This is a genomic window from Cohnella sp. GbtcB17 (genome assembly GCF_019091135.1).
In the GTDB taxonomy this organism is placed as follows: Bacteria; Bacillota; Bacilli; order Paenibacillales; family Paenibacillaceae; genus Cohnella.
Window position 1 is genome coordinate 13,267 of sequence record NZ_JAGXJW010000005.1, and the last position, 25,318, is coordinate 38,584.

20 protein-coding genes are annotated in these 25,318 nt (G+C 60.5%); 14 read left to right on the top strand and 6 right to left on the bottom strand.

Annotation, left to right across the window (positions count from 1 at the left end; genetic code table 11):
• Nucleotides 1-191: 191 nt before the first annotated feature.
• Together KVT38_RS03475 and gndA are read left to right on the top strand one after the other, a co-directional pair.
• Entirely contained in the window at nt 192-857 is a 666-nt protein-coding gene (locus KVT38_RS03475; protein WP_217592302.1) for an SGNH/GDSL hydrolase family protein, read from the top strand.
• A 160-nt stretch (nt 858-1,017) separates the two neighbouring features.
• Complete coding sequence (gndA, locus tag KVT38_RS03480; protein ID WP_217592303.1) at nt 1,018-2,433, top strand: NADP-dependent phosphogluconate dehydrogenase; 1,416 nt, start codon at nt 1,018-1,020, stop codon at nt 2,431-2,433.
• A 218-nt stretch (nt 2,434-2,651) separates the two neighbouring features.
• Here gndA and KVT38_RS03485 read toward each other — a convergent pair whose 3' ends face one another.
• On the bottom strand, nt 2,652-2,954 hold the full coding sequence (locus KVT38_RS03485) for a rhodanese-like domain-containing protein (RefSeq protein ID WP_217592304.1): 303 nt from the start codon (nt 2,952-2,954) through the stop codon (nt 2,652-2,654).
• A gap of 132 nt (nt 2,955-3,086) precedes the next feature.
• Between KVT38_RS03485 and aroA the strand changes: the two genes are divergently transcribed.
• The 4 genes from aroA to ptsP all read left to right on the top strand — a co-directional run bounded on the left by aroA (nt 3,087) and on the right by ptsP (nt 8,673).
• Entirely contained in the window at nt 3,087-4,382 is a 1,296-nt protein-coding gene (gene aroA / locus KVT38_RS03490; RefSeq protein ID WP_217592305.1) for a 3-phosphoshikimate 1-carboxyvinyltransferase, read from the top strand.
• A gap of 80 nt (nt 4,383-4,462) precedes the next feature.
• Complete coding sequence (locus KVT38_RS03495; RefSeq protein WP_217592306.1) at nt 4,463-4,891, top strand: CoA-binding protein; 429 nt, start codon at nt 4,463-4,465, stop codon at nt 4,889-4,891.
• Nucleotides 4,892-5,032: 141 nt separating this feature from the next.
• Nucleotides 5,033-6,919, top strand: coding sequence for a glucose PTS transporter subunit IIA (locus KVT38_RS03500; RefSeq protein ID WP_217592307.1), 1,887 nt, complete (start codon nt 5,033-5,035; stop codon nt 6,917-6,919).
• Nucleotides 6,916-8,673 (top strand): phosphoenolpyruvate--protein phosphotransferase, encoded by a 1,758-nt coding sequence (gene ptsP / locus KVT38_RS03505; protein WP_217592308.1) that lies wholly within the window; start codon nt 6,916-6,918, stop codon nt 8,671-8,673. The genes KVT38_RS03500 and ptsP overlap by 4 nt, the downstream gene beginning before the upstream one ends.
• Nucleotides 8,674-8,760: 87 nt before the next feature.
• Here the strand turns inward: ptsP and KVT38_RS03510 are convergent, their stop codons facing one another.
• On the bottom strand, nt 8,761-9,288 hold the full coding sequence (locus tag KVT38_RS03510) for a type 1 glutamine amidotransferase domain-containing protein (RefSeq protein ID WP_217592309.1): 528 nt from the start codon (nt 9,286-9,288) through the stop codon (nt 8,761-8,763).
• 217 nt (nt 9,289-9,505) lie between these two features.
• Between KVT38_RS03510 and KVT38_RS03515 the strand changes: the two genes are divergently transcribed.
• The 4 genes from KVT38_RS03515 (at nt 9,506) to KVT38_RS03530 (ending at nt 12,311) form a co-directional block, all read left to right on the top strand.
• Nucleotides 9,506-9,916, top strand: a complete 411-nt coding sequence (locus KVT38_RS03515) for a hypothetical protein (RefSeq protein WP_217592310.1) — start codon at nt 9,506-9,508, stop codon at nt 9,914-9,916.
• A gap of 107 nt (nt 9,917-10,023) precedes the next feature.
• Nucleotides 10,024-10,374 (top strand): bacillithiol system redox-active protein YtxJ, encoded by a 351-nt coding sequence (ytxJ, locus tag KVT38_RS03520; RefSeq protein WP_217592311.1) that lies wholly within the window; start codon nt 10,024-10,026, stop codon nt 10,372-10,374.
• A gap of 127 nt (nt 10,375-10,501) precedes the next feature.
• Complete coding sequence (gene ccpA / locus KVT38_RS03525) at nt 10,502-11,509, top strand: catabolite control protein A (RefSeq protein ID WP_217592312.1); 1,008 nt, start codon at nt 10,502-10,504, stop codon at nt 11,507-11,509.
• A 106-nt stretch (nt 11,510-11,615) separates the two neighbouring features.
• A complete protein-coding gene (locus KVT38_RS03530; RefSeq protein ID WP_217592313.1) occupies nt 11,616-12,311 on the top strand; it encodes a 5'-methylthioadenosine/adenosylhomocysteine nucleosidase in 696 nt (231 codons plus the stop codon).
• A gap of 105 nt (nt 12,312-12,416) precedes the next feature.
• Here the strand turns inward: KVT38_RS03530 and KVT38_RS03535 are convergent, their stop codons facing one another.
• Entirely contained in the window at nt 12,417-13,613 is a 1,197-nt protein-coding gene (locus KVT38_RS03535) for an acetoin utilization protein AcuC (RefSeq protein ID WP_217592314.1), read from the bottom strand.
• Between the two features lie 19 nt (nt 13,614-13,632).
• The gene (locus tag KVT38_RS03540; protein WP_217592315.1) at nt 13,633-14,265 is read right to left on the bottom strand and encodes a GNAT family N-acetyltransferase; all 633 of its coding nucleotides are present in this window, start codon (nt 14,263-14,265) and stop codon (nt 13,633-13,635) included.
• A 290-nt stretch (nt 14,266-14,555) separates the two neighbouring features.
• On the opposite strand from KVT38_RS03540, the gene acsA reads away from it, so the two are divergent.
• Nucleotides 14,556-16,280, top strand: coding sequence for an acetate--CoA ligase (gene acsA, locus KVT38_RS03545; RefSeq protein ID WP_217592316.1), 1,725 nt, complete (start codon nt 14,556-14,558; stop codon nt 16,278-16,280).
• 124 nt (nt 16,281-16,404) lie between these two features.
• Here the strand turns inward: acsA and KVT38_RS03550 are convergent, their stop codons facing one another.
• Entirely contained in the window at nt 16,405-19,560 is a 3,156-nt protein-coding gene (locus KVT38_RS03550) for a transglycosylase domain-containing protein (RefSeq protein ID WP_217592317.1), read from the bottom strand.
• 227 nt (nt 19,561-19,787) lie between these two features.
• Here KVT38_RS03550 and KVT38_RS03555 point away from each other — a divergent pair, with 227 nt between their 5' ends.
• Together KVT38_RS03555 and KVT38_RS03560 are read left to right on the top strand one after the other, a co-directional pair.
• The gene (locus tag KVT38_RS03555; protein WP_217592318.1) at nt 19,788-20,288 is read left to right on the top strand and encodes an NfeD family membrane protein; all 501 of its coding nucleotides are present in this window, start codon (nt 19,788-19,790) and stop codon (nt 20,286-20,288) included.
• A gap of 39 nt (nt 20,289-20,327) precedes the next feature.
• Nucleotides 20,328-21,881, top strand: coding sequence for a flotillin lipid rafts scaffold protein FloT (locus KVT38_RS03560; RefSeq protein ID WP_217592319.1), 1,554 nt, complete (start codon nt 20,328-20,330; stop codon nt 21,879-21,881).
• A 439-nt stretch (nt 21,882-22,320) separates the two neighbouring features.
• Here the strand turns inward: KVT38_RS03560 and rpsD are convergent, their stop codons facing one another.
• The gene (gene rpsD, locus KVT38_RS03565) at nt 22,321-22,920 is read right to left on the bottom strand and encodes a 30S ribosomal protein S4 (protein ID WP_217592320.1); all 600 of its coding nucleotides are present in this window, start codon (nt 22,918-22,920) and stop codon (nt 22,321-22,323) included.
• Between the two features lie 386 nt (nt 22,921-23,306).
• Here rpsD and KVT38_RS03570 point away from each other — a divergent pair, with 386 nt between their 5' ends.
• Nucleotides 23,307-25,286, top strand: coding sequence for a GGDEF domain-containing protein (locus tag KVT38_RS03570; protein ID WP_217592321.1), 1,980 nt, complete (start codon nt 23,307-23,309; stop codon nt 25,284-25,286).
• Nucleotides 25,287-25,318: the final 32 nt, after the last annotated feature.

Genomic DNA, 25,318 nt, shown 5'->3' on the forward strand with positions numbered 1-25,318 from the left:
GGACGCTCCGGAAGGAGCGTCTTTTTTGCGCTCGAATCGCGATTGGTGTTGTCCTGCGACGCATCAGCGGGTTAAAATGTGGGATGGCAACGATAAATGAGAAAAGCTGGCACGGCAACGCAGGCCGGCGGCAAGCGGCGACGCGATTGAGAGCAAGGATGACATGGAGCGACTCGGAGGAGGATATTCGAATGAAGCTGACTTCAAATGACAAGCTGGTCATGATCGGCGACTCGATTACGGATTGCGGACGGGGAAGGCCGTTCGGCGAAGGACTGGGCGCAGGACTGGGCACCGGGTACGTATCGGTGGCGGCGGGCCTGCTGCAAAGCGTCTATCCGGAGCTCGCGGTGCGAGTGGTCAACGTCGGCACGAGCGGGCATACGGTGAGGGATCTGGCCGGACGCTGGCAGACCGACGTGCTGGACTTGTCGCCCGACTGGGTGTCCGTCATGATCGGCACGAACGACGTCTGGCGGCAATTCGACCAGCCTTACATCAAGGAGTCTCACGTATACGCGGAAGAATACGAGGAGACGCTTAGCGAACTGGTCGAAAAGACGCTTACCCACGTCAAAGGGATCGTGCTCATGACGCCTTTTTACCTGGAGCCGAACCGCGAAGACGCGATGCGCCGGACGATGGACCAGTACGGCGGCATCGTGAAGCGGATCGCCGAAAATCACGGCACGTTGTTCGTCGATACGCAGGCCGCGTTCGACAAGATGCTCGCGCATATCTACCCCGCGACGATCGCCTGGGATCGTGTCCATCCGAGCGCCTCTGGACATGTTGCTTTGGCGAAGGCGTTTCTGGACGCGCTCGACTTCTCGTGGGACGGCGCGGTGAAAGCCTAAACAGCACCGCGCTCGCGCGACGCCGCAGAACGCTTCGCGCCGCCGATGATTGCGCGCCGCGGCGGCCGGTTTTCATCTTCGGCCAAAAAGAGTACAATAAGGACTGGCTGAAAACGCGCAGAAAATAAAGGCTTAACGGCTTGGAGAAAGGAAACGAAACATGTCTAATGCAAATATCGGCGTCGTCGGCATGGCCGTCATGGGACGCAACCTGGCACTCAACATCGAGAGCCGCGGCTTTACGGTAGCCGTCTACAACCGTTCGCGGGAGAAGACGGACGACCTTATGAATACGGACGGCAAGGGCAAGAACCTCGTGCCTACATACTCGGTCGAGGAGTTCGTGGCTTCGCTCGAGAAGCCGCGCAAGATTTTGATCATGGTCCAGGCCGGCTCCGGCACGGACGCGACGATCGAATCGCTCGTGCCGCATCTCGACAAGGGCGACATCATCATCGACGGCGGCAACGCCTACTTCCCGGACACGCAGCGCCGCAGCAACGACCTGACCGCTCGCGGCTTCCACTTCATCGGCACCGGCGTATCGGGCGGCGAAGAGGGCGCGCTGAAGGGTCCTTCGATCATGCCGGGCGGCCCCGAGGAAGCGTACAAGCTGGTCGAGCCGATCCTGACGGGCATCTCCGCGAAGGTCAACGGCGACCCGTGCTGCACGTACATCGGTCCGGACGGCGCGGGCCACTACGTCAAGATGGTCCACAACGGCATCGAGTACGGCGACATGCAGCTCATCTGCGAAGCGTACCAGCTGCTGAAGGACGTGCTCGGCGTTCAGCCTGACGAGCTCCACGAGATTTTCGGCGAGTGGAACAAAGGCGAGCTCGACAGCTACCTGATCGAGATCACGACCGACATTTTCGCGGAAAAGGATCCGGAGACCGGCAAGCCGATGGTCGACGTGATCCTCGATTCGGCCGGCCAGAAGGGCACCGGCAAGTGGACGAGCCAAAGCTCGCTCGACCTGGGCGTGCCGCTGTCCATCATCACCGAGTCCGTCTTCTCGCGCTTCCTGTCCGCGATGAAGGAAGAGCGCGTCGCCGCCAGCCAGGTGCTGAAGGGTCCTGCCAAGGCGGCGTTCTCCGGTGATCGCGCCGCGTTCATCGAGAGCGTGCGCAAGGCGCTGTTCGCGAGCAAGATCTGCTCCTACGCGCAGGGCTTCGCGCAGATGCGCGCAGCTTCGGAGGAGTACAACTGGAATCTGCAGTACGGCAACATCGCGATGATCTTCCGCGGCGGCTGCATCATTCGCGCCCGCTTCCTGCAGAACATCAAGGATGCCTACGACCGCGACCCGGGTCTGCGGAACCTGCTGCTCGACGAATACTTCAAGGGCGTCGTCGAATCGTACCAGGACGCTTGGCGCGAAGTCGTCGCTTCTGCGGTCAAGTATGGCATTCCGGTGCCCGCGTTCGCGAGCGCGCTGGCCTACTACGACAGCTACCGCTCCGAGCGTCTGCCGGCCAACCTGCTGCAGGCGCAGCGCGACTACTTCGGCGCGCATACGTTCAAGCGGCTGGACAAGGAAGGCACGTTCCACCACAACTGGCTGCACAATTAAGTCGAAGCCCGCATAGTCGTTAATCAGGACGGCCGATCGAGCCCATCTAATCCGGGTCTCCTTCGGCCTTCCCTGCGATATGCGGACAAGGCGAATCCCGGGTAAGCTTGCGTCAAATATGCTATGATGATGGGCGAGACGTTCTGCCGCTCGCGGAAATGACAAAAAGACGCAGGCTGCGCTGCCGCGCGATCTGCGTCCCTTTTGCCGCCGCCTGCTTAAAGCTCGTTCCAGGCCAGCATGCCGCCGATCATATTGACCGTGTTGCCGTACCCGAGCTCGCTCAAATATTCGCAGGCTCTGCCGCTTCGTCCGCCGCTGCGGCAGATGAAGATGACTTCCTCGTCCTTCGGGATCTCGGACAGTCTGTCCGGCAGCGTCCCGAGACGGATGTGCTTGGCGCCGGGGATCATGCCGGCCGCCACTTCTTCGTCCTCGCGGACGTCGATCAGGTGCAGCTTCTCGCCGGCGTCCAGCCGCGCTTTGAGCTGCTCGACGGTCGTCGTATCGTAAGTGCTCATCTGGATTTTCCTCCATCGTTCGATTGGCTACAGTCCCATCATACGGACACGACGCGGCGCAAGTCAACTTGCGTGGCGCGCGAACGACCTACATAACCGATTCCCTCATTAGCGGAAGGAGAACGCTGCCCCATGGATATGATCGTCACGCCGACCCCGCGGCTCGCGGGAGAGATTCAAGCCTTATCGTCCAAAAATTATACGACCCGGTATTTGCTCGTCGCCGCGCTGGCGGAGGGCACGAGCGTCATCCGCTATCCGGCGCACAGCGAGGACAGCGACGCGCTGCGCCGCTGCGTGCGCGATCTTGGCGCCGTCCTCGAGGAGGACGACGAGAAGATCGTTGTCACAGGCTTCGGCAGCCACCCGAAGCCCGTGAAGGAGCTCGACGTCGGCAACGCGGGCGCCGTGCTTCGCTTCCTGATGGCCGTGGCTGCGCTGCTGCCCGAGGTGACGTTCGTCAACAAATACCCGGAATCTCTCGGCAAGCGCCCCCACGATGATCTGATCAAGGCGCTGGAGAGCATGGGCGCGACGATCGAGCACCGCGAAGGCAAGCTGCCGATCACGATCCGCGGCGGCGACGCCGTGCGCGGCGGGAAGATTCAAGTGTCGGGCAGCGTAAGCTCCCAATTTTTAAGCGCCTTGCTGTTCCTGACGCCGCTGCTCAAGGAGGACAGCGAGATCGAGGTGCTGAACGATCTCAAGTCGAAGGTCGTCGTCGGCCAGACGCTCGAGGTGCTCGCTCAAGCGGGCATCGTCGTCGAAGCGTCGAGCGATCTGATGCGATTCAAGGTGCCCGGCGGCCAGCGCTACCGCGCACAGGAGTATGTCGTGCAGGGCGACTATCCCGGATCGGCGGCGATCCTGGCGGCTGCGGCCGTCACCGAGTCCGACGTCACCGTTCACCGGCTGCTCGAGGAGAGCAAGCAGGGCGAGCGGGCCGTCGTCGACGTGCTGAAGGCGATGGGCACGCCGCTTACGCACAAGGACGGCGTCGTCCATGTCCAGGGCAACGGCAAGCTGCGCGCCGTCGAATTCGACGGTGACGAATTCACGGACGGCGTGCTCGCGATGGTGGCCGCGGCCGTGTTCGCCGAAGGCACCTCCCGCTTTTACAACGTCGAGAACCTCCGTTTCAAGGAATGCGACCGCATCACCGATTACCTGGCCGAGCTGCGCAAAGCCGGCGCAAACGTAGAGGAGAAGCGGGACGAGATCATCGTCCACGGGCGTCCTGAAGGCGTAGAGGGCGGCGTGACGATCGACGCGCACTTCGATCACCGCGTCATCATGGCGCTCACGGTCGTCGGGCTGCGCGCGAAGGCGCCGCTGACGATCAAGGATGCGCATCATGTGGCGAAGTCTTATCCGAATTACTTCGACCATCTGACCGCGCTCGGCGCCAACGTGCGTTGGTCGGAATAAGACGACGGACGAACTTTCGCATACAACGACGGACAAACCGCCCGACCAGCATTTAATCGACTCTTAGGAGGCAGATGAGCATGCCGTTCGAAAATCCAAGCCGGGACGAGATCAAGCGCATTTTGCAGGAAACGAAAAATATCGCCGTGGTCGGCCTGTCGGGCGATCCGGACAAGACGAGCCATATGGTGTCCGCCGCCATGCAGGCCAAAGGGTACCGCATCATCCCCGTCAATCCGAAGGAATCCGAGATTCTCGGCGAGAAGTGCTACAAGTCGCTGGCGGACATCCCCGAGCCGATCGATATCGTCAACGTCTTCCGCCGTCCGGAGCATACGCCGCCGATTGCATCGGAGGCTGTCGCCGCAGGGGCCAAGGTGCTCTGGCTGCAGCTTGGCATCGTGAACGACGAAGCCGCGGCGATCGCGGCGGAGGGCGGTTTGACCGTCGTGATGGACCGCTGCATCAAGGTCGAGGATTCGATCCTGCTGCCGCAAGGCCGAGGCTGACTATCCGGAGCTAACGCATTCGCGGACGGACCGCACCCCAAGCTATAAGCGCTGCGGTCGGTCCGTCCTTGCTTTTGCCGGCTTGCACGGCCGTTAACATCTTTTTGAACCAACTGCGGGAGAGGAGGAGGGAATTCTCGCATGTTCGGAATCGGTTATTTGCAAAGGCTCGGCCGGGCGATGATGCTGCCGATGACGGTGCTGCCTGCAGCCGCCATTTTCCTCATGCTGTCGCGGCTGCCCTGGGACGCTGTCGGTCTTCAGTCGGCGCCGACGCTGCTTCACGCGGCGGGCATGGCGATATTTGCCTATGTCCCTTACGTATTTGCGGTGGGCATCGCGCTGGGCCTGTCGAACCAATCCGTGCAAGCGGGCATGGCGGCCCTTGTCGCCATGATTATATTCGGCGCCGTGACGCAGGCTTACGATCCCGGCGGCGTCCAGCCCTCCATGTTCGCGGGCGTCGTCATCGGGATGCTGTCCGGCTGGGCCAACGAGCGCTTCAAGTCGTTCCAACTGCCCGAATCGCTGCAGTTTTTCGGCGGAACCCGGTTCGTGCCGATTTTCATGAGCGCCTTCGCTTTTCTTTTTGCATGGCTCATGATCGGCATCGGCCAGGGGCTGTTGGCCTGGATCGGCGCGACCGGCGGCTTGGTGAATTCCGCGGGCGGCTTCGGCATATTCCTGTACGGATTTTTGCATCGCATTCTGGTCGCTTTCGGCCTGCATCATTTGCTTAATCATCTGTTCTGGTTCCAGATCGGAGATTATACGGCGCCCGACGGCAGCGTATATTTTGGAGACATGCCGAGGTTTTTCGCCGGGGATCCGACCGCCGGCGTCTATATGACCGGGCTGTATCCGGTCATCATGTTCGCTCTGCCGGCCATCGCCTTCGCGATCATTCACGAGGCGCGCGAAGACCTGAAGCCGAAGACTGCCAAGCAGTTCAGAGTGGCGGCGCTCACGGCCTTCGTCACGGGCGTGACCGAGCCGGTCGAATTCGCTTTTCTTTTCGTGGCGCCGTATCTGTTTATCGTGCATGCGCTGCTGTCCGGGGGCATCATGTGGCTCACTTACGAGTTGGGCATCCGCGAAGGCTTTACGTTCTCCGCGGGCGCGCTCGAGTATATTATCAACTTCAGGCTGTCAGAGCGGGGCTGGTTGATCATTCCGATCGGCCTTGCGGTCGGCGTCGTTTATTACGTGCTGTTCCGCTGGAGCATTCGCAAGTTCCAGCTGTCGACACCGGGTCGCGAGGACTCTACGCGGCTGGACGATTGGGGTGGCGATATTCCGTACCGGGCGCCGCTCGTTCTGCAGGCGCTCGGCGGCAAGGACAACATCTCGCGGATAGAAGCCTGCATCACGAGGCTTCGCCTGACGCTGAACGACGACCGGCGGGTCGATGCGAAAAGCTTGCGGCACCTGGGGGCGGCCGGCGTCATCCGGCTGGGAGGCGGCCATGTGCAGGTCGTATTCGGCACCTATTCGGATCTGATCCGGGGCGAGATCGTTAAGCTGATGCAGCTCGACGTGCACCAGGTGCAATTCCATGCGCCGCTGCAGGGGCGGATGATTCCGCTCGAGGAAGTCGACGATCCGATTTTCGCGCAGAAGCTCGTGGGCAAGGGCGTGGCCTTCATTCCCGATAAGGGGGAGCTGGTTGCGCCGGTGCGCGGAAAAATCATTCACCTGTATCCGACCAAGCACGCGATCGGCATCGAGACGCCGGAAGGGCTCGAGGTGCTGCTCCACATCGGGATCAACACGTCCCAGATGAACGGGGAAGGTTTCACGGCGCTCGTGAAGGAGGGCGACGAGGTCATGCCGGGGCAACCGCTCATCCGGTTTCACCTGCCTACGCTCAAAGCGCATGCCAAGTCGTTGGCGACCCCGATGGTCATCACCAATTCGGATATCGTCCGCTCCTGGCGCTTCGCGCCGTTCAAGGCGGTTAAAAAGGGTCAGGCGGCGGTCATGTCGGTTGTCGTAAGAGAGAGAGAAAACGGGGGGGCGGACATATGATCCAAGCGATCGGAGGCTCGGAGGGCATCGCCATCGGCAAGGCGTTCGTGCTGCCCAACTGGGAATGGGAGCTGCCCGAACAGAAGATCGACGCGCTCGATCTCGCGCTCGAATTCGAACGGCTGTACGAAGGCGTCAAGCGTTCGAAGACCGAGATCCGCCAGATGAAAAACGAGCTGGACGAAGCGGTAGGCGCCGGAGAAGCGAGCATATTCGACGCGCATCTGGCGATCCTGGACGACCCCGTCTTCATGAACGAGATCCAGGGCATCATTCAACGCCAGTACAAGGCGGCCGAAGTCGCGGTAAAGGAAGCGATCGACCACTTCGTGACGATGTTCGACCTGCTCGACGACGAATACATGAAGGAGCGGGCGCTCGACATCAAGGACGTCGGCAACCGGCTGCTCAAGCATCTGCTCGGCGCCCCCGAGATCGCGCTGCCGACCGATACGCAGCCGTTCATACTCGTCGTGCGGGAGCTCACGCCGTCGCAGCTGATCCATCTGAAGCCGGACGTCGTCCTCGGCATCGTGACGATGATCGGCAGCGCCAGCTCGCATTCGGCCATCATGGCCAGGGCGTTCGGCATCCCGCTCGTCATGGGCGTCGAAGGCAAGCTGCCCGAGCCGATCGTGACGGGCGATCTGCTCATTCTGGACGGAGGCGCAGGGACGCTTGCGGTCATGCCGAACGCGGAGACGGTCGGCAAATACACGGAGCTGCGCAAGCAGCATCTGGATGCCAAGGAGCGGCTGCAGGAGCTCGTCCAGGTGCCGTCGGTTACGCCCGACGGCGAGAAGCTGTACCTGGCGGCCAACATCAGCTCGATCAAGGAGCTGGAAGCGGCGCTGTCGCGCGGCGCGGACGGCGTCGGCTTGTTCCGCACCGAGTTTTTGTACATGGACCGCTCGCGGTTTCCGACGGAGGATGAGCAGTTCGAGGTGTACAAGGCGGCGGCCGAACGTCTGGGAAGCGCCGCGCTGACGATCCGCACGCTCGACATCGGCGGAGACAAGCAGCTGGATTATTACGATATGCCCGAGGAAAACAATCCGTTTCTCGGCTACCGCGCGATCCGCTTCAGTCTGGACCGGAGCGACCTGTTCAAGACGCAGCTGCGGGCGATCCTGCGGGCGGCTGTCTTCGGCAACATCCGCATCATGTACCCGCTCATCGCGTCGGTCGACGAGGTGCGTGCGGCCAACGCGCTGCTGGCCGAAGCCGAGCGGGAGCTTGCGGCGGAGGGCCTGCCCTTCAGGAGCGGCCTGCCGACCGGGGCGATGATCGAGGTGCCCGCCGCCGTGATGATCGCCGATTTGCTCGCGAAGGAGGTCGCCTTCCTCAGCATCGGCACCAACGATTTGATCCAGTTTACGCTTGCGGTCGACCGGATGAACGATCAGATCAATCATCTTTACGAGCCCTATCATCCCGCCGTGCTGCGCATGCTTCGCACCGTCGCGGAGTCGGCCGCCAGAAACGGCATTCCGGTCAGCGTATGCGGGGAGATGGCCGGCGATGTCCGCGCGATTCCGCTCTGGGTCGGCCTCGGCATCCAGATGCTCAGCATGTCCGTTCAATCGGTGCTGCCGGTGAAGGCGACGATGCTGCGCACGAATGCCATGGCCTGCAAAAAAGTGACGGAGGAGCTGTTCGCCCTCGGAACGGCCGCCGAGATCAAGGAACGGCTGGAACGGTTCCACGCCGGCGCCGCCGTGCAGGACGAACGCCTCCATCCGGGCAAACGATAAAACGAATCGACTTGAGAAAAAAAGATCCGCACAACGGGACGCAATCGCCCGCATGCGGATCTTTTTTTTGGTGCCGGACGCCGCGTATCAGGAACGTCTCCCGTACAGTACGTCGCAAAACGCCTTCGCATATTCCGGCAGGTCCGGCGGACGCCGCGCGGAGATCAGGTTGCCGTCCACGACGACGGCTTCGTCGAACCAGACGGCGCCCGCATTTTCCATGTCGTCGCGGATGCCCGGCGTGGAGGTCACCTTGCGGCCCTGCAGAATCTTGGCGGAGATCAGCACCCATCCCGCATGGCAGATCTGGCCGATCGGCTTACCCGCGGCGTCGATCTCCCGCACGAACGACTGCACGCGTTCGCTGCGGCGAATTTTGTCCGGCGCCCAGCCGCCCGGCACGAGCAGGCCGTCGCAGCGCTCGGCGTCCAGCTCTTCGTAGGACAGGTCGGCGACGGCGGGGACGCCGTACTTGCCGATATGCTTGCGGCCTTTCTCCGGTCCGGCATACTGAACGATTGCGCCTTCTTCGCGGGCGCGGTACACCGGGTACCACAATTCCAAGTCTTCGAATTCGTCGTCGATGAGGCAGATGACGCGTTTGGCTTCGGTCAATTTCGATTCCTCCTATTTAGGCGCATCGGTTTCTTCTATCCTAGCACAATCGTCAGGTGGGAGCATACGTTGCGGTATGGTTTTAATACCGATTCGTTTCCATAATTTACAGTCGTTTGCTAAGAAGGAGTTGGCGAAGAGATCGGCGAATATACTTTTTCAACGTCCCTCTCGGGATTTTGGAACCGCGCGCGCGGCGCGTAAGGAGAGAGTCAGTTTGTTCAAACGGTGTATATGCGGGGAATCGATGGCGCTCGGTCTTCGCAAAGTTTTTTATTCCAGGACCGTCAGCATCACTGGCGTGCCCGTATACGCTTGCGGGCATTGCTCGCGCAGCGAGGTGTACCCGGGCGTCAAATTGGATTTGAGCCGGCTGTTGTCGGATCTCGGGGCCAAGCCTTTGCCCCAGGAGATCCGCTTCGACGATGTGCACGAATGGGCCCGGATGCTAAGCCAGGCTTCTTCCGCCAGCCTGCCGCTGAGCGCCGCCAGAATCGCGAGACTGACGGAAGAGCGGACGAACGAGCTGCTCGATCTGCTGCTGATCGCCGCTTCCCTGGATGATCAGGCGTGGAAGCGCGAACTTGAAGGCAAGCTTGCGCAGCTTAACGGACAATACATAACCTAGTCGAACGATGCAGGAGCGCTCGCGCTCCTTTTCTTTTTTTTGCGAAACTTTTTCATTTCTGATACCATGAAAATCAATGAAACTTATTTTCAAGGAGGATGCACGCGATGTCGGAAGTAATGAGACTGCAAACCGTCGAACAGTGGGAAGAAGCGCTTAAGAATACGTCGGACAAGCCGCTGCTCGTCTTCAAGCACAGCACCTCCTGTCCGATCAGCGCAGGCGCGCACGACGAGCTCGACCGCTTCGTCGGCGGGCGGGCGGAGCTGCCTGTTGACGTTGCGATCGTGCATGTGATCGAGGAACGGCCCGTGAGCAATGCGATCGCGGAGGCGCTGCAGGTGCAGCACAAGTCGCCGCAGGCGATTCTAGTCCGCGACGGACGATCCGTATGGGACGAATCGCATTGGCGCATTACCTCGGATTTTCTGAACGAACGCGTCGGCGCGGAAGGCTAAAAACGCGATTGATGTCGGGGCTTGCCATTGCGGAATCGCCCCTTTTGTCGTATCATTACCTTAATATACCATGGACGGGTCCTCCAACCGGACAAAGACCTGACATGAACAAATGGAGCGGTGAGATGTGACGGTAACGATCTATGACGTAGCCCGCGAGGCCGGCGTATCGATGGCGACGGTATCCCGCGTCGTCAATAACAATCCTAACGTAAAGCCGCAAACGCGGAAAAAAGTATACGAAGCGATCGAGCGCCTCGGCTATCGGCCGAACGCGGTAGCTCGGGGCCTCGCCAGCAAGAAGACGACGACGGTAGGCGTCGTCATCCCCGATATCGCGAACGCCAACTTCGCAGAAGTCGCGCGCGGCATCGAAGATATCGCCAATATGTATCATTACAACATCATCCTTTGCAACGCCGACAAGCGCAAGGAAAAGGAGATTCGCGTCATCAACACCCTGCTCGAGAAGCAGGTGGACGGGCTCCTTTTCATGGGCGGCGTCGTGACGGACGAGCATATTCAGGCATTTAATACGTCCAACGTGCCGATCGTCCTTTGTGCGACGACCGACGAGAAGGGCACGATGCCGTCCGTCGACATCGACCACGAGACGGCCGCATACGATGCGGTCCGCAAGCTGATCGACGAAGGCCATACGCGCATCGCGATGATCAGCGGCACGCTCCAGGACCCGGCGAACGGCTTCGCCCGCTACCAGGGCTACAAGCGCGCGCTTGAAGAGAGCGGCATTGCGTTCGAGGAGTCGCTCGTCCGCGTCGGCAATTACCGGTACGAATCCGGCATCGAGGCCGCCCAGTATTTCCTTGAGCTGGCGGAGCGCCCGACTGCAATATTTGCGGCTACCGACGAGATGGCGATCGGCGCCATTCACGGTATCCAGGATGCGGGCTTGTCGGTGCCGGGCGATATATCCGTCATCGGCGTAGACAATATCCGCCTGGCTTCGATGGTGCGTCCGCTGCTGACGACCGTCGCCCAGCCGATGTACGATATCGGCGCCGTCTCGATGCGTCTGCTGACCAAGCTGATGAAAAAGGAAAACGTCGAGCAGGCGAGAGTAACGCTTCATCACGAGCTCATCGTGCGCAATTCGGTCGCGCCGCGCGGCTGATCTCGTTCGCCGGCCCTGCCCGGTTTATAACCAGCTTGATCGCCCTGCGCGGGATCTTTATCGCCCGCAGCGGGGCTTCTTATTCGAATTAGAAGGAGAAATGCTCATGATCGGCATCATCGGCGCGATGCAGGAAGAGATCGACCTGCTGCTCGGCGCCTTGGAGGACGCGGTGGAGATGCAGCGTTCGGGCATTCGGTATGTGGCGGGCAGCCTGCACGGCCGCAAGGTTGTCGTATGCAAGTCGGGCGTAGGCAAGGTGAATGCGGCGATCTGCACGCAAGTGCTCATCGACCGGTTCAATGTGAACAAGATTATATTTACCGGCGTGGCGGGCGCGCTCGATCCCGAGCTAAATATCGGGGATATCGTCGTATCCTCGAGCAGTCTGCAGCACGATATCGACGTGACCGCGCTCGGATTCGCGCGAGGAGTCATCCCTTACCAGGAGACGTCGGATTGGGCGGCGGACGAAGCGCTCGTTCATGCGGCGCGCGAAGCCGGCGACAAGCTGTTCCCCGGCCACATCAAGACGGGCAAGGTGCTGTCGGGCGACCAGTTCATCGCCGATCGGGAGCTGGTCGCGCGTCTTCGGAACGAGCTGAACGGCGCGTGCGTCGAAATGGAGGGAGCCTCCGTCGCGCAGGTTTGCGCCATGAACGAGGTGCCTTACGTGGTCATCCGCTCCATCTCGGACAAGGCGGACGGCTCGGCGGACGTGAACTTCGCGGCGTTTACGGTGACGGCCTCCAACCGTTCGTTCGCGATTGTGAACGAGATGCTGCAGCACTTGGGCGAATAAGCGATCGAACGCTACAGCAGAGGGCGCCTCATCCGGCTAAGCCGGCGAGACGCCCTCTGCTTTGTGTTTGTGTAAGCGAGATTAGTGCAATATGCTTCTCTGAGGTTAACCCAAATGCTGGATGGCGAGCGCGGCGATCTCGCGATTTTTGGCCGTGATCTCGGCCCTGCGCGGCATCGGCGTCCATAGCGACGTATCGTCAAGCCAAGTGCGCGGCAGCTCCGCGGGACGGTTCGGCGACTGTAAACGCGGCCAGGAGGAAGGGAGCGGCCCGCCGTCAGGGGCCGCGTCGATCGACGCGAGCAGCGGATGGTCGCTCATCTCGAGCCACAGCAGGCTCCATGCCCTGGGCACCACATGCCAGTGCTCGTAGCCGCCTCCGCCGAGCGCGATCCAGCGTCCGTCCGTATGCTCGTGCGCGAGCCGATGAATGAGCCTTGGCATCTCCCGGTAGATGCGCATGCTGCAATGAACGTGCGCGAGCGGATCGAGCGCATGGGCGTCGCAGCCATGCTGGCTGACGATGACGTCGGGCTTGAAGGCGCGCATGACCTGCGCGAGGCCGCGCTCGAAGCTCTCGAGCCAGGACTCGTCCTCTGTATACGGTTCCACCGGGATGTTGAGGCAGGCGCCGTAGCCGCTGCCCTCGCCGCGTTCATGCGCGAACCCGCTGCCCGGGAAAAGGAACTTGCCCGTCTCGTGAATCGAATAGGTGAAGATGTCCGGGTCCGTATAAAAACTCCATTGAACGCCGTCTCCGTGATGCACGTCGGTATCGATATAGAGCACTTTCGCGTCGTATTTGCGGTGAATCCAGGAGATCGCGCATGCGGCGTCGTTGTATACGCAGAAGCCTGCTCCGCGTTCGCGGAAGGCGTGATGCAAGCCGCCCCCGAGATGCAGCGCATGCCGCGTCGCTCCCGACATGACCGCCTCGGCGGCGCTCAGCGAGCCTTGAACGATCGCCAGCGCAGCATCGTGCATGCCCGGAAAATAAGGCGTGTCGCCGTCCTCTTCGAGACCGAACTGCTCGGCCACATCCTGGTACGAAACGGCCGGAGCGGCTTCGCTGAGCGCCCGCGCCGTCTCGATGTAGTCGGCCCGGTGAATCGTGTCCACGGCTTCGGCCGCGCCCTCCGCGGTCGGCAGCAGTTTGTCCTCGGGTCCGAGCGCGCCGCAATCTTCAAGCAGCTCCTCGGTCAAGGCGAGCCGGATCGGGTGAAACGGGTGATCTTCGCGAAACGAGTACCGCCGTACGGCGCTGCAATCGATCCAGCGCGCGTGATCGCTTTTCGATGACACAGGGGTCGCCTGCCTTTCGTCAATACATAAACCGCTGGCGGAATCTCACGCGGTCGAACTGCTCGGCCGACGACAGCGGCACGTCCTTGCCGATGCGCACCATGAGGCAATTCGCCGGATGCGCGCAAATCTCCGGATCGTCCGTGGCAAACCAGACCATGCCGACACACTTCATCAATTTTTCCATCATCTCTCGGTACTGCCAGACGTTAAGACCGCTTTTCTCCAAATCCCAGTGCCAATAATATTCGGTTGTATATACGATGGCATTGTCCAGCTGCTCCTCCGCAAAAGCGGCGACGATCATCGCTTTGCCGAGGCCGAGCGATCGGTACTCGTCGGCCACCTCGATGGCGCCAAGCTCGATCAGGTCGTCCATGCCGCCTTCGGACCAGCGCTCCAGCTCGTCGGGATAGTGGAAGGTGACGTAGCCGACGATCGTGTCTTCCTCGCGGGAGACGATGACCCTGCCTTCGGGAAGTCCCGCGATCTCCACGAGCGCCTCGTGCTGCTCCCGCGGCCTCCGGAAGGCGTCGAGCTTGTCGTGGAGCCGGTAGCCCTTCAGCCGCTCGGGCTCGACCGGCCCCTCGATGACGATCGGACCCGCCCGTCCGGGCCTGGCGACGCGCTGATAGCGCTTGTAATGTTCCATGCCGCACGCTCCTTTTGCCGAATCGAATACGTCTAGCGCCGGGCTTCGACGATTCTCATTATATAGCATTATACAGTAAAGCCGGTATCGTGCGCTTTTTTGCCGGATTGGCGCGACAATTTGCCATTGTCGTCCTCAGACTGGAGAAAATTTCCCGCCTTCGGTTGCGTTGGTATGTCGGACGCGTGGTATAATGGCAACAGCAAGCCAAAAGGCTTTGTTCTTCGTGTAAGCGCATTCGTATACTTAGCATCGGGTTTGCAGCAAAATCAACGGGAAGGTGATTGGTAATGACGTTAAGTCAGGATGAGAAATTGGCCGTTACGGCCACAACCGCGAATCTCGGCTCTTATGAAGATGCGGTGCGCAATTTTAACTGGGAGAACATCGAAAATCAATTTTCCTGGTCCAAAACCGGGAAGGTCAATATGGCGTACGAGGCTATCGACCGCCGCGTCGAAGCAGGCAAAGGCGATACGATCGCTTTGCATTACAGCGACGCGCAGCGCGAGGAGAGCTATACGTACGCCGATTTGTCGAGGCACTCTGCGCGCTTTGCCAACGTGCTTCGCGGGCTCGGCATCGGCAAGGGAGACCGGGTCTTCATTTTTATGCCGCGTACGCCCGAATTGTACTTCGCGCTGCTCGGCGCGCTGAAGATCGGCGCCGTCGTCGGACCGTTGTTCGAAGCGTTCATGGAGACCGCCGTCCGGGATCGCCTGCAGGACAGCGGCGCGGTGGCGATCGTGACGACGCCGGCGCTGCTGCCGCGCATCTCGCGCGCGGAGCTGCCTGAGCTGAAGCATCTGATCGTGTTCGGCGACGACGTCGCGGCGGGCGACGGCATCGTCGATTTCAAGGCCGAGATGGAAAAGGCGTCGGAGTCGGCCGAGATCGAATGGCTCGACCGCGAGGACGGCTTGATCCTGCATTATACGTCCGGCTCTACGGGCAAGCCGAAGGGCGTCTATCACGTGCAAAACGCCATGATCCAGCATTATTATACCGGACGCATCGTGCTTGACCTCAAGGAAGGCGACGTATACTGGTGCACGGCCGATCCGGGCTGGGTGACCGGCACGTCCTACGGCGTGTTCGCGCCTTGGCTGAACGGCGTGACGAACGTTATCCGCGGCGGACGCTTCAGCCCGCAGGATTGGTATTCCACGCTCGAAAAGTACAAGGTTACGGTTTGGTACAGCGCGCCGACCGCCTTCCGCATGCTGATGGGCGCAGGGGACGATGCGGTCGGCCCGTTCGATCTGTCCAATCTGCGGCATGTGCTCAGCGTCGGCGAGCCGCTTAACCCCGAGGTCGTCCGTTGGGGCCTCAAAGTTTATAACCAGCGTATCCATGATACATGGTGGATGACGGAGACGGGCGGACAGCTCATTTGCAATTACCCGAGCATGGAGATCAAGCCGGGCTCCATGGGCCGGCCGATCCCGGGCGTCCAGGCGGCCATCATCGACGATCAGGGCAACGAGCTGCCGCCGATGCGCATGGGCAACCTCGCGATCCGCACGCCATGGCCCTCGATGATGCGCAAGATTTGGAACAACTCGGCCAAATACGAAGAATACTTCCGTATCCCGGGCTGGTACGTGTCCGGCGACTCTGCATACATGGACGAAGAGGGATACTTCTGGTTCCAGGGCCGGATCGACGATGTCATCAACACGTCCGGCGAGCGCGTCGGACCGTTCGAGGTGGAGAGCAAGCTGGTCGAGCACCCGGCCGTCGCCGAAGCGGGCGTCATCGGCAAGCCCGATCCGCTTCGCGGCGAGATCATCAAGGCGTTCATCTCGCTGCGCGAGGGCTTTGAGCCTTCAGAGGAGCTGAAGGCCGATATCTCGAAGTTCGTCAAAATCGGTTTGTCGGCGCACGCGGCGCCGCGCGAGATCGAGTTCAAGGACAAACTGCCTAAGACCCGCAGCGGCAAGATCATGCGGCGCGTCCTTAAGGCTTGGGAGCTGAATCTGCCGACGGGCGATCTGTCCACGATCGAGGACTGAGCCAGACCGGCGCGGCCTTTCGGCCGGAGAAGCGATTCTCCGGACGGAAGGCTATTTTTTTGCGCAAAAAAAGAACGCTCCGGCATGCTGCACGACCGAAGCGTTCTTTTTCTTGTTTGGAAAGCTAGCTGTTTTTGATCTCTACGGACGGCGAGGCGTCTGAAGCGCCGGTATCGTTCACTGCTCTGACGCGATACCATCCGGCTGTGTTATTGCCGGACACTGCGTATTGGGTGGACTGGGTAGATTCGACGCGCCGATAATTGCCTTGCTCGCTGGCGCTGTACCACACCTCGTACCGCGTGACGTTGTCGCTGCCGGGGTTGGGGTTCCAGCTGAGCGTCGCGCCGCTGGCCGTCGCCTGAGCGACGAGGCCGCTCGGCACGGACGGCGCGGCTGCTTGCACCTGGCCCGGATCGTTCGAAGGCTGTTCGCCGCCGTTCGTGTTCGGATCGGTCTGGCCGGCGTCCTCGCCGCCAAGCGGTGGCGATTGTTCGTCGGGGTTCCCGGCATTGCCTCCGGCATCGCCCCCGCCGCCCCCGCCGCCGCCGGCCGAAGCGGATTCGCTGCGTCCGGATTCGTTGCCGGCGACGTCGACGGCCGTTACCGCATACCGTACGCTGCCCGAGGACGAATAGTCGATGAAGCGCGTCTCTTCGCCGGTCAGCACCGACTTGCCCATTTTGACGTAGGAGCCGCCGCCAACCGAGCGGTAGAGGCGGTAGCCGACGACATCGGCTTGCGGACTCTTGGTGAACGAGATGCGCACTTTGCCGCCGCCCAGCTGTTCGACGGCGATATTGCCGGGCGCGCTCGGCGCCGAGCCGTCGTCCACGCGCGGATCCGGCTTCGACGGCGCGCCGCCGGAGGCGTCCTTCGGCAAATAGTAGGACAACGGCTTCCGGCTTGAGGCCGGCACTTTGTCGAGAGCGGCTTTGAGCTGTTCGATGAGCTCGTCGAGCGGCTTTTCCCGCTTCGTCATGACCGATTGGCGGAGCATATCCTCCGGCGTCTCCGGCGACGGCTGATAGTTCACGCCGTTGTAGGAGATATACTTGACGGCGACAAGCGCATCGTCTTCCTCCGTCGGAATGTATTTTTTGTTGAAAATGTCGGTCACAAGCTTGCCCGCGGACCGGGTGAGCTCGGTCGGCAGCTTGCCGCTGACGCTGGACACGGTCATCGATACGATGCCGTCGGGCTTCGCGAATTCCTTGGTCGGGAACAGCTCCGGCTTCGCTTCGGTGACTTCGTTCATGACCTTGGTCCAAATCTCTCTGGCGCGCGCATGCCCGTCGGTGGACAGGGTGTTGACCGATTTTTCGTAGCCGGCCCAGACGCCGAGGGTAATATCCGGCGTGAAGCCTTCAAACCAGACGTCCGCATAATTGGAAGTCGTGCCCGTCTTGCCGACGATCGGGATTTTGCCGTAGTTTTTGAATCCATTTTTGACGGATTTGCCAGTTCCGTCCTTAACGACCGTGCGCAGCATGTCGGTCATCAGGTAGGCCGATTGCTCGGAGACGACGCGCTTCGGCGTCGCTTTGTGCTCGTAGACGATGTTGCCGTAAGAATCCTTCAACTTCTCGATCAGGTAAGCGTCGTTGAATACGCCTTTGTTGGCGATCGCGCCGTAAGCGTTGGTCAGCTCCTCGACGGTGACGCCATATTTTAGACCGCCGATAACGCCGGTCTGCGCGTAGTCGTCATCCGGCACAAGCGTCGTGATGCCCAGCTGACGAGCGAAGTCCCAGGCGCCCTTGATCGTCACCTTGTCGAGGAAGATCTTAAGCGCCGGCAGGTTGAGCGACTGGTTGAGCGCGTATCGGGCCGTGACCAGTCCGGAATACCGGTTGTTCGAGTTTTTCGGGATGTGCAAGCTCGAGCCGCTGTTTTTCAAAATGATCGGCGCGTCGTCCAGAATGCTGGCCGGACTGATGAGTCCTTTGTCGATCGCCGGCAGATAAGCGCCGATCGGCTTCATGGCCGAACCGGGCTGGCGCTCCATCTGCGTCGCGAAGTTAAGCTGCTCGATATGGAAGTCCCGGCCTTCGATCATGCCGAGTATCGCGCCCGTCTTGTGGTCCAGCATGACGGCGGCCGTCTGCTCGACGCCCTTCGTTTTGCTGTCCGGCGAGAAGTTTTTCGGATCCTCCGCCACCGCATGCATCGTATCGTATACTTTTTTGTCGATGGTCGTCGTGATCTTGTAGCCTCCGCGCAGCAGCTGCTCGCGCGCGTCTTCGATAAGAGAGGCGTTTTCCTTCTTTTTCAGATCGTCGATGGTCAGCGTCGGGTTCTGCTGCAGCACGAGCTGCATCGCAGCCTGGCGTTCGACCTCCAGCATCAGATAAGGATAGGTGTTGTATGCCTTCTCCGTCGGCTTGGCGAGCGAGTCGTAAACGTCGAAGGCGATCGCCTGGTCGTACTGCTGCTGGTCGATCTTGCCGTATTCGAGCATTTTCTGAAGGACGAGCTTCTGTCTGGCGAGCGCCCGCTTGAAGTTGGCTTCGTTAAAGTCGCCTTTGCCCGTAAAGGCCGAATAGGCGGACGGACGCTGCGGCAGCCCGGCCAGATAAGCCGCCTGCGCCAGATTGACCTTGCTGAGGTCCTCGATGCCGAAAATGCCTTTGGCCGCGGCCTTGATGCCGTATACCTGGTAGCCGGAGGCGCCGTTGCCGTAAGGGATCTTGTTTAGATAGGCGGTAAGAATCTCTTCTTTGCCGAGAAAACGCTCGAGCCGAAGCGACAGGAAGATCTCCTTGGCTTTGCGGCTTTGCGTCTGGTCGAGGCTCAGGAATACGCGCCGTGCAAGCTGCTGCGTAATCGTACTGCCGCCGGTCTGCACATCCTCGTTCAGCAGCTGCTGCTTGACGGCGCGGAACAGGCCGTTGGTGTCTACGCCGATATGATTGTAGAAATTTTTGTCTTCGATGGACAAGACCGAATCGATGATGACCTTGGGAATCTTGTCGTAAGTGATTGGCTGCCGGTCCTCCTCGGTCCGCAGCTGGCCGATCAGCGTTCCGTCGCGGAAATAGACGAAACCGGTTGCATTGTTCTCGTTGATCTTCTCTTCGATCAGCGCCCGGGATCGGACGGGATCGTCCTTGACCAGCGCCGCGATATATCCGCCGACCGCGCCGCCCGCGGCCAAGCTTGCCAGCACGGCGAAGAAGATCAGCCACAGAATCGTATAAGAGAACAATTTGGCGGCCATGACCCATGGCGAGCGTTTTTTGCGTTTCGGCTTCTTGGAAGGCTGCTTGCTATCGTTCATTTTATGTATCCTCCTTCAACAAAACAGACTTATTATACCACAGTAGGCGATTGTTTGACTTCACGCTTCTCCGTTCGAGCATTCTCGCAGCGGCCGAGCGGACGAGCGCTTCCAAATATTTCTCCGATTGGACGATTTAAGGGGAGGGTGAGAAACTTTTGGGAATGCTTGTCGTATGTATTAAGGGTCGACGATAACGGATTTCCGGCGCAGAAGGAGAGGGTAGCGTGGAAATAGTGTTCTGGAGCTGTTTGGCGTTCGGCGTGCTGATGGCGCTCGCGACGCTGATCGTCGGAGACATCGGCGGCGCGTTCGATTTTCTGCCCCACGATCTGTTCGAACCGGTCGTCCTGGCCGGCGGCATCACGATCTTCGGTGGCGCAGGGCTGCTCCTTGACCGGTACTCCGCCCTGCAGGCCGGCGGCGTGTACGCTTGCGCCGGAGCCGCAGCCGCGCTCGGAGGTCTGGCGATGCACTTCGTATACGTGAGACCGATGAAGAACAGCGAAAATTCGGTCGCGTACTCGATTCGGGACTTGGAGGGGAAGCGGGCGGAGGTCATCACGTCCATCCCGGCCGTCGGCTTCGGCGAGGTGCTCGTTCGCGTGGGCGCCGGCAACGCCAATCACATCGCCGAAAGCTTCGACAGCGAGGCGCTGGCCGAAGGTACGAAGGTCGTCGTCGTCCGGGTAAAGGATGACGTGCTCGGCGTATCGCGGCTGGAGTAGCACTGGAAATCATACTTTCGCGAGTAGAGGAGAATGCAAATGCAAACGATCGATGAAGCGCTTTATATCCCGATCATTGTCGTCGCCGTGCTGCTTGTGCTGGGCATCGCTTTTTGGGCCCGGTACAAGACGGTGGCGCCGGACATGGCCATGATCGTGACCGGTTCGTTTCTCGGCAGCAAAAACGTGTCGGTGGACGAATCGGGCCGCAGAATCAAAATCGTGCGCGGCGGGGGCGCTTTTATTTTGCCGATTTTCCAGCAAGCTCAATTTTTATCGCTGCTGTCGCACAAGCTCGACGTAAGTACGCCTGAAGTGTATACCGAACAAGGGGTGCCGGTGCTGACCGACGCCGTCGCGATCATTAAGATCGGCGGCGCGGTGGAGGACGTGGCGACGGCCGCCGAGCAATTCATGGGCAAGCCGACGGAGGCGCTGCGCAGCGAAGCCCAGGAAGTGCTCGAAGGCCATCTGCGCGCCATACTCGGCACGATGACGGTCGAAGAGGTGTACCGCAACCGCGAGCGATTCGCGCAGGAGGTTCAGGGACAAGCGGCGCGCGACCTGAAGAAGATGGGCCTGCAGATCGTCTCGTTCACGATCAAGGACGTCCGCGACAAGCACGGCTATCTCGAAGCGCTCGGCAAGCCGCGGATCGCGGCCGTCAAGCGGGACGCCGACATCGCCGAGGCCGAAGCGATCCGGGATTCGCGGATTCAGAAGGCGGCCGCGGAGGAGCAGGGCCAGAAGGCGGAGCTGCTGCGCGACACGAACGTCGCCGAAGCGACGAAGGAAAAGGAGCTGAAGGTCGCTTCGTTTAAAAAGGAATCGGACTTGGCGAAGGCCGAAGCGGATCAAGCCTATTCGATTCAGGAAGCGCGCTCGAAGCAGAGCGTCGTCGAGGAGCAGATGCAGGTCGAGATCGTACGCAAGGAAAGAGAGATCGACCTCGAGGCGAAGGAAATTTTGCGGCGCGAAAAGCAGTACGACGCCGAGGTGAAGAAAAAGGCGGATGCCGACCGCTATGCGGTCGTTCAGGCGGCCGAAGCCGACAAGGCCAGGCAGATCAACGAAGCGGACGCCCAGAAGTACCGTATCGAGGCCGAGGCCAAGGCAAACGCCGAGCAGAAGCGGTTGAACGGTCTTGCGGAAGCCGAAGCGGCAAAGGCGAAAGGTACGGCCGAAGCCGAAGTCGTGCGGCTGCGCGGTCTGGCCGAAGCCGAAGCGAAGGAAAAGCTCGCGCAGGCTTTCGAGAAATTCGGCGAGGCGGCCGTGCTCGACATCATCGTAAAAATGCTGCCTGAGCTCGCCGGCAAGGTGGCGGAGCCGATCTCGGCGATCGACAAGCTTACCGTCGTCGACACCGGCCATGGCGAAGGAGCGGCGCGTGTGAGCAACTACGTGACGTCGCTGATGGCAACCGCGCCGGAGATGTTGAAGAACGTATCCGGCATCGACATCGGCCAGCTCATCCAGCGGCTGACGAAGCCGGGACAGCCTGCGCAGACTGCGTCTGCGCCTGTCGCGGCACCGGCGCCCGCGCCTGCCGTTTTGTCGCAGCCGATCGACGGTTCGCAAGGCACGAAGGCATAATATTGGTTCGTCGCAGCTCGTCCGCGTCAGCGGACGGGTTTTCTTCTGAATCACGGCTTTAATCGCCGACCTTAAGAGACGATTGACGGGGAGCTAAATGGGAGGGGAAGATGCGGGTGCGCGTAGACGCTGGATACAAGTGCGTCAGAGGACTTCGGACACAGGCGACGTTATTTTTTTAAAACAGGGCGCATTGCGATTTTTTCGGACTGGAGGGACGTTATTGATCCGGAATAAGCCTAAAAAAAGCCGCCAATCTCGCAATAGCGGCGCCTGGGTCCGCGAACAGGCTGCGAATAGAGATTGGAACTAAATTAGCGGCTCCTCGGTCCGTTCGCGTATCCAAGCTATCCAAGATGAGGGGCTGCCCATCGAATTCGACTTTAATAAAAAAACGCCCCGGCTGGGCCGGAGCGCTTGCTTGTCGATGACAGGACGATTAGCGGCTGTAGAATTCGACGATTTGTTGTTCTTCGATGTCCTGGGACAGCTCTTCGCGGCTAGGCAGGCGAACGTACTTGCCTTCCATAGCGGCTTGGTTGAAGTCCAGGTAGCCGGCGATGTGGTGACGGGAATCCGAAGCTTCCTTGATCGCCTTCAGGCCGCGGCTGCGCTCGCGAAGACCGATGATGTCGCCGACTTGTACGGTGTACGAAGCGATGTCGACCTTCTTGCCGTTCACGGTCACGTGGCCGTGCGACACGAGTTGGCGCGCGCCTGCGCGGGAGTTGGACCAGCCGAGGCGGTAGACCAGGTTGTCCAGGCGGCTCTCAAGCAGGAACATGAAGTTTTCGCCCGATTTGCCCTTCAGCTTGGAAGCGCGGTCGAACAGGTTGCGGAATTGCTTTTCGTTCAGGCCGTACATATGGCGAAGCTTTTGCTTTTCGAGCAATTGCTGGCCGTAGCCGCTGATCTTGCGGCGTTGGTTCGCACCGTGCTGCCCCGGAGGGAACGCGCGCTTGAGGTCTTTGCCGGTACCGCTCAGGGAAATGCCGAGGCGGCGGCTCAGTTTGAATTTAGGACCGGTATATCTGGACATGAATGTGTGACTCCTTTTTCAAAAGGGAATTTTTGAAAATGGGTTGTCGTTGCGCCGAACGCATTCCATAAGAGGAAATGGATCAACCACTTTTCTTCCCGGCAAGAAGTTCAGCCGCTGCCCGCCGAGGGAACCGTCCGTGAGGGTGACACAAACAATGAGCCCAATGTTCAACTATAGATATTATAAGAAAAACGAGGCGAATGTCAAGGTCTCCGCGCTTACAGCTGGAAAGCTTAAATGGAGCTTGCTTTTTTCGGAATAAACGTAAGATATATAAGTGTCGAGACGCAAGACGCAAGTCCCGATATTTGCTCGCTTTCTAGTGCAAAAATCACGAGTCCATTGTATAGTTAATAATAGAAGCGCGGCGAGGAGGGTCCGGGATGGTTCAACCAAGGGAAAATTTAGACTCGGTTCGACATCCTCGTGCGGGAACGGCGCTTAGGCGCGCTGCGGATGACTTGCCGTCGTGGATCGCAGGACAGGATTTAACGGAAGCCGATCTTCCTTACATACATTCGCTGCTGGAGATAAGCTTCGCGGACTGGGTGGAGCAGAGCGAGGGCTTTCCGTGGCTGTCGGGATGGCCGATCGAGCTGCTTCATCCCGATTATACCGTCGTTGCCGTCGCCGGCGCATCCACAAGCGCCGGGCTGCCCGTCTCTTGGCGACGCGAGAGCGCCGGTCCGACCGCGGCCGGCATGGCGCTTGAATCGTGCAGGCCCGCCCTTATGCGCGCGGAGGAGCACGAGCATCCGGCGCTTCGAAGCCGGGACACGCTGGCCGTTCCGATTTTCAGCCGTTCGACCGGCTTCGTATGCGCGGCGATCGCCTGCTCGGCGCCGGCCGGCGCGGCGGGCGCCGGAGAGCTCAAGCTTTTGCAGGCTGCGGCTTTGCATTTCAAGAGCTGCCTGTACCGGCGCTTCGAACATCTGTTCGTCGAAGGCCAGCTGCATGCGGCTAGCCGGGCGAGCAAGGAAGATCAGCGCAAGGACCGGCTGCTGGAGATTATGCGGCGGATGAACGACCACATCGACGTGGAGAACGTGCTGGTCGAAGTGTTCAGCAGTCTCGAGCAGATGTATCCGACCTGCAGGACGAATCTCTTTTTGTCCCAGGATTACAGCAGCATCAACGAGCGCGTGCAGCCGCTCGCTTTTCACCACCAGGACATGGACCTGTGCTGGAGGGCGTTCATGGACGGGGAGCGGCGCGAAGACGGCGCGGGCGAGTTTCGCCGGATCGCTTTCCCGCTTGCGGGCAAGCAAGGCGTATACGGCGTGCTGCGGCTCGACCTGGCGGGCGAGCCGTTCGACGATCTCGACATGCGCTTCGTCTCCACGCTGACGAGCGGGGCGGGTACGGCGTTCGAGAAGGCGCGGATGCACGAGCAGGCGAACGTGCTGATCGGCGAGCTGCGCCTCATCAACGAGCTGACGCAGCGCCTCAACAGCAGTCTGCGGCTGTCCGACACGATTCAGTTCGCCACGTCCGAGCTGCTGTCGATATTTAACGCGGACTTCTGCTTCATTTTGCAGCTCGACATGCAGCTGAATCATTTCAATGTTATCTCTTCCAACGTACCCGAGCTGAACAACGACGTTTTTACGATCGATTACGGTTTTTGCGGCGTCATGCTGGCGACCAAGGAGCCGATCATCCTGTCGGATTATCACTCGGCGACGCCCGTGAGATCCCGACTGCTCGAATCGACGCGCTCGCGTTCGCTCATCGCGTCGCCGCTGCTGCTCAACGGCGAAGTGATCGGCGCGATCATGGTGACGCATCGTCAGCCGAACCACTTTTCCTACGAAAATTACAAGCTGCTCCAGGTGCTATCCGCGCATATCGGGCTCGCGGTGTCGAATTCGTCGCTGCACGCCGAGGTGCGGCGGATGGTCATCACGGACAACCTGACCGGGCTGTATGCGCGTCACTACTTGAATGAGCGGATTCAGCGCAAGCAGGAAAAAGATGCGTCGGGCTCGCTCATCGTCGTCGACATCGACCATTTCAAAAAAATCAACGACACGTACGGCCACCAGGTCGGCGACGCCATTCTGATCCAGGTCAGCTCCATTATCCGCAGCGCGATCCGGGAGAGCGACATCGCGGCGCGCTGGGGCGGCGAGGAGCTCGCGATCTACTTGCCGCAGCTCAGCCTCGACCAGACGCTCAAGGTGGCCGAGCGGATCCGCAGCCGCGTAGAGGAAGAGACCGCGCCAAAGGTTACGGTGTCGTGCGGCGTGTCCGAGTGGTCGTCGGGCGACGAGCGGATTAGCGTCGAATCGCTGTTCTACCGTGCGGACATGGCGCTGTACGAGGCCAAGCACCAGGGCCGCAATTGCGTGACGGTCGGCTGAGCGGGGGCTTAGCCGGGGACAAGGGAGGGAGT

What these genes read in the sequence shown, in the direction of transcription:
- KVT38_RS03475 (WP_217592302.1), top strand. Translation starts at nt 192, where the DNA reads ATGAAGCTGACTTCAAATGACAAGCTGGTCATGATCGGCGACTCGATT.
- gndA (WP_217592303.1), top strand. Translation starts at nt 1,018, where the DNA reads ATGTCTAATGCAAATATCGGCGTCGTCGGCATGGCCGTCATGGGACGC.
- KVT38_RS03485 (WP_217592304.1), bottom strand. Translation starts at nt 2,954, where the DNA reads ATGAGCACTTACGATACGACGACCGTCGAGCAGCTCAAAGCGCGGCTG.
- aroA (WP_217592305.1), top strand. Translation starts at nt 3,087, where the DNA reads ATGGATATGATCGTCACGCCGACCCCGCGGCTCGCGGGAGAGATTCAA.
- KVT38_RS03495 (WP_217592306.1), top strand. Translation starts at nt 4,463, where the DNA reads ATGCCGTTCGAAAATCCAAGCCGGGACGAGATCAAGCGCATTTTGCAG.
- KVT38_RS03500 (WP_217592307.1), top strand. Translation starts at nt 5,033, where the DNA reads ATGTTCGGAATCGGTTATTTGCAAAGGCTCGGCCGGGCGATGATGCTG.
- ptsP (WP_217592308.1), top strand. Translation starts at nt 6,916, where the DNA reads ATGATCCAAGCGATCGGAGGCTCGGAGGGCATCGCCATCGGCAAGGCG.
- ytxJ (WP_217592311.1), top strand. Translation starts at nt 10,024, where the DNA reads ATGTCGGAAGTAATGAGACTGCAAACCGTCGAACAGTGGGAAGAAGCG.
- KVT38_RS03530 (WP_217592313.1), top strand. Translation starts at nt 11,616, where the DNA reads ATGATCGGCATCATCGGCGCGATGCAGGAAGAGATCGACCTGCTGCTC.
- KVT38_RS03540 (WP_217592315.1), bottom strand. Translation starts at nt 14,265, where the DNA reads ATGGAACATTACAAGCGCTATCAGCGCGTCGCCAGGCCCGGACGGGCG.
- acsA (WP_217592316.1), top strand. Translation starts at nt 14,556, where the DNA reads ATGACGTTAAGTCAGGATGAGAAATTGGCCGTTACGGCCACAACCGCG.
- KVT38_RS03550 (WP_217592317.1), bottom strand. Translation starts at nt 19,560, where the DNA reads ATGAACGATAGCAAGCAGCCTTCCAAGAAGCCGAAACGCAAAAAACGC.
- KVT38_RS03560 (WP_217592319.1), top strand. Translation starts at nt 20,328, where the DNA reads ATGCAAACGATCGATGAAGCGCTTTATATCCCGATCATTGTCGTCGCC.
- rpsD (WP_217592320.1), bottom strand. Translation starts at nt 22,920, where the DNA reads ATGTCCAGATATACCGGTCCTAAATTCAAACTGAGCCGCCGCCTCGGC.
- KVT38_RS03570 (WP_217592321.1), top strand. Translation starts at nt 23,307, where the DNA reads ATGGTTCAACCAAGGGAAAATTTAGACTCGGTTCGACATCCTCGTGCG.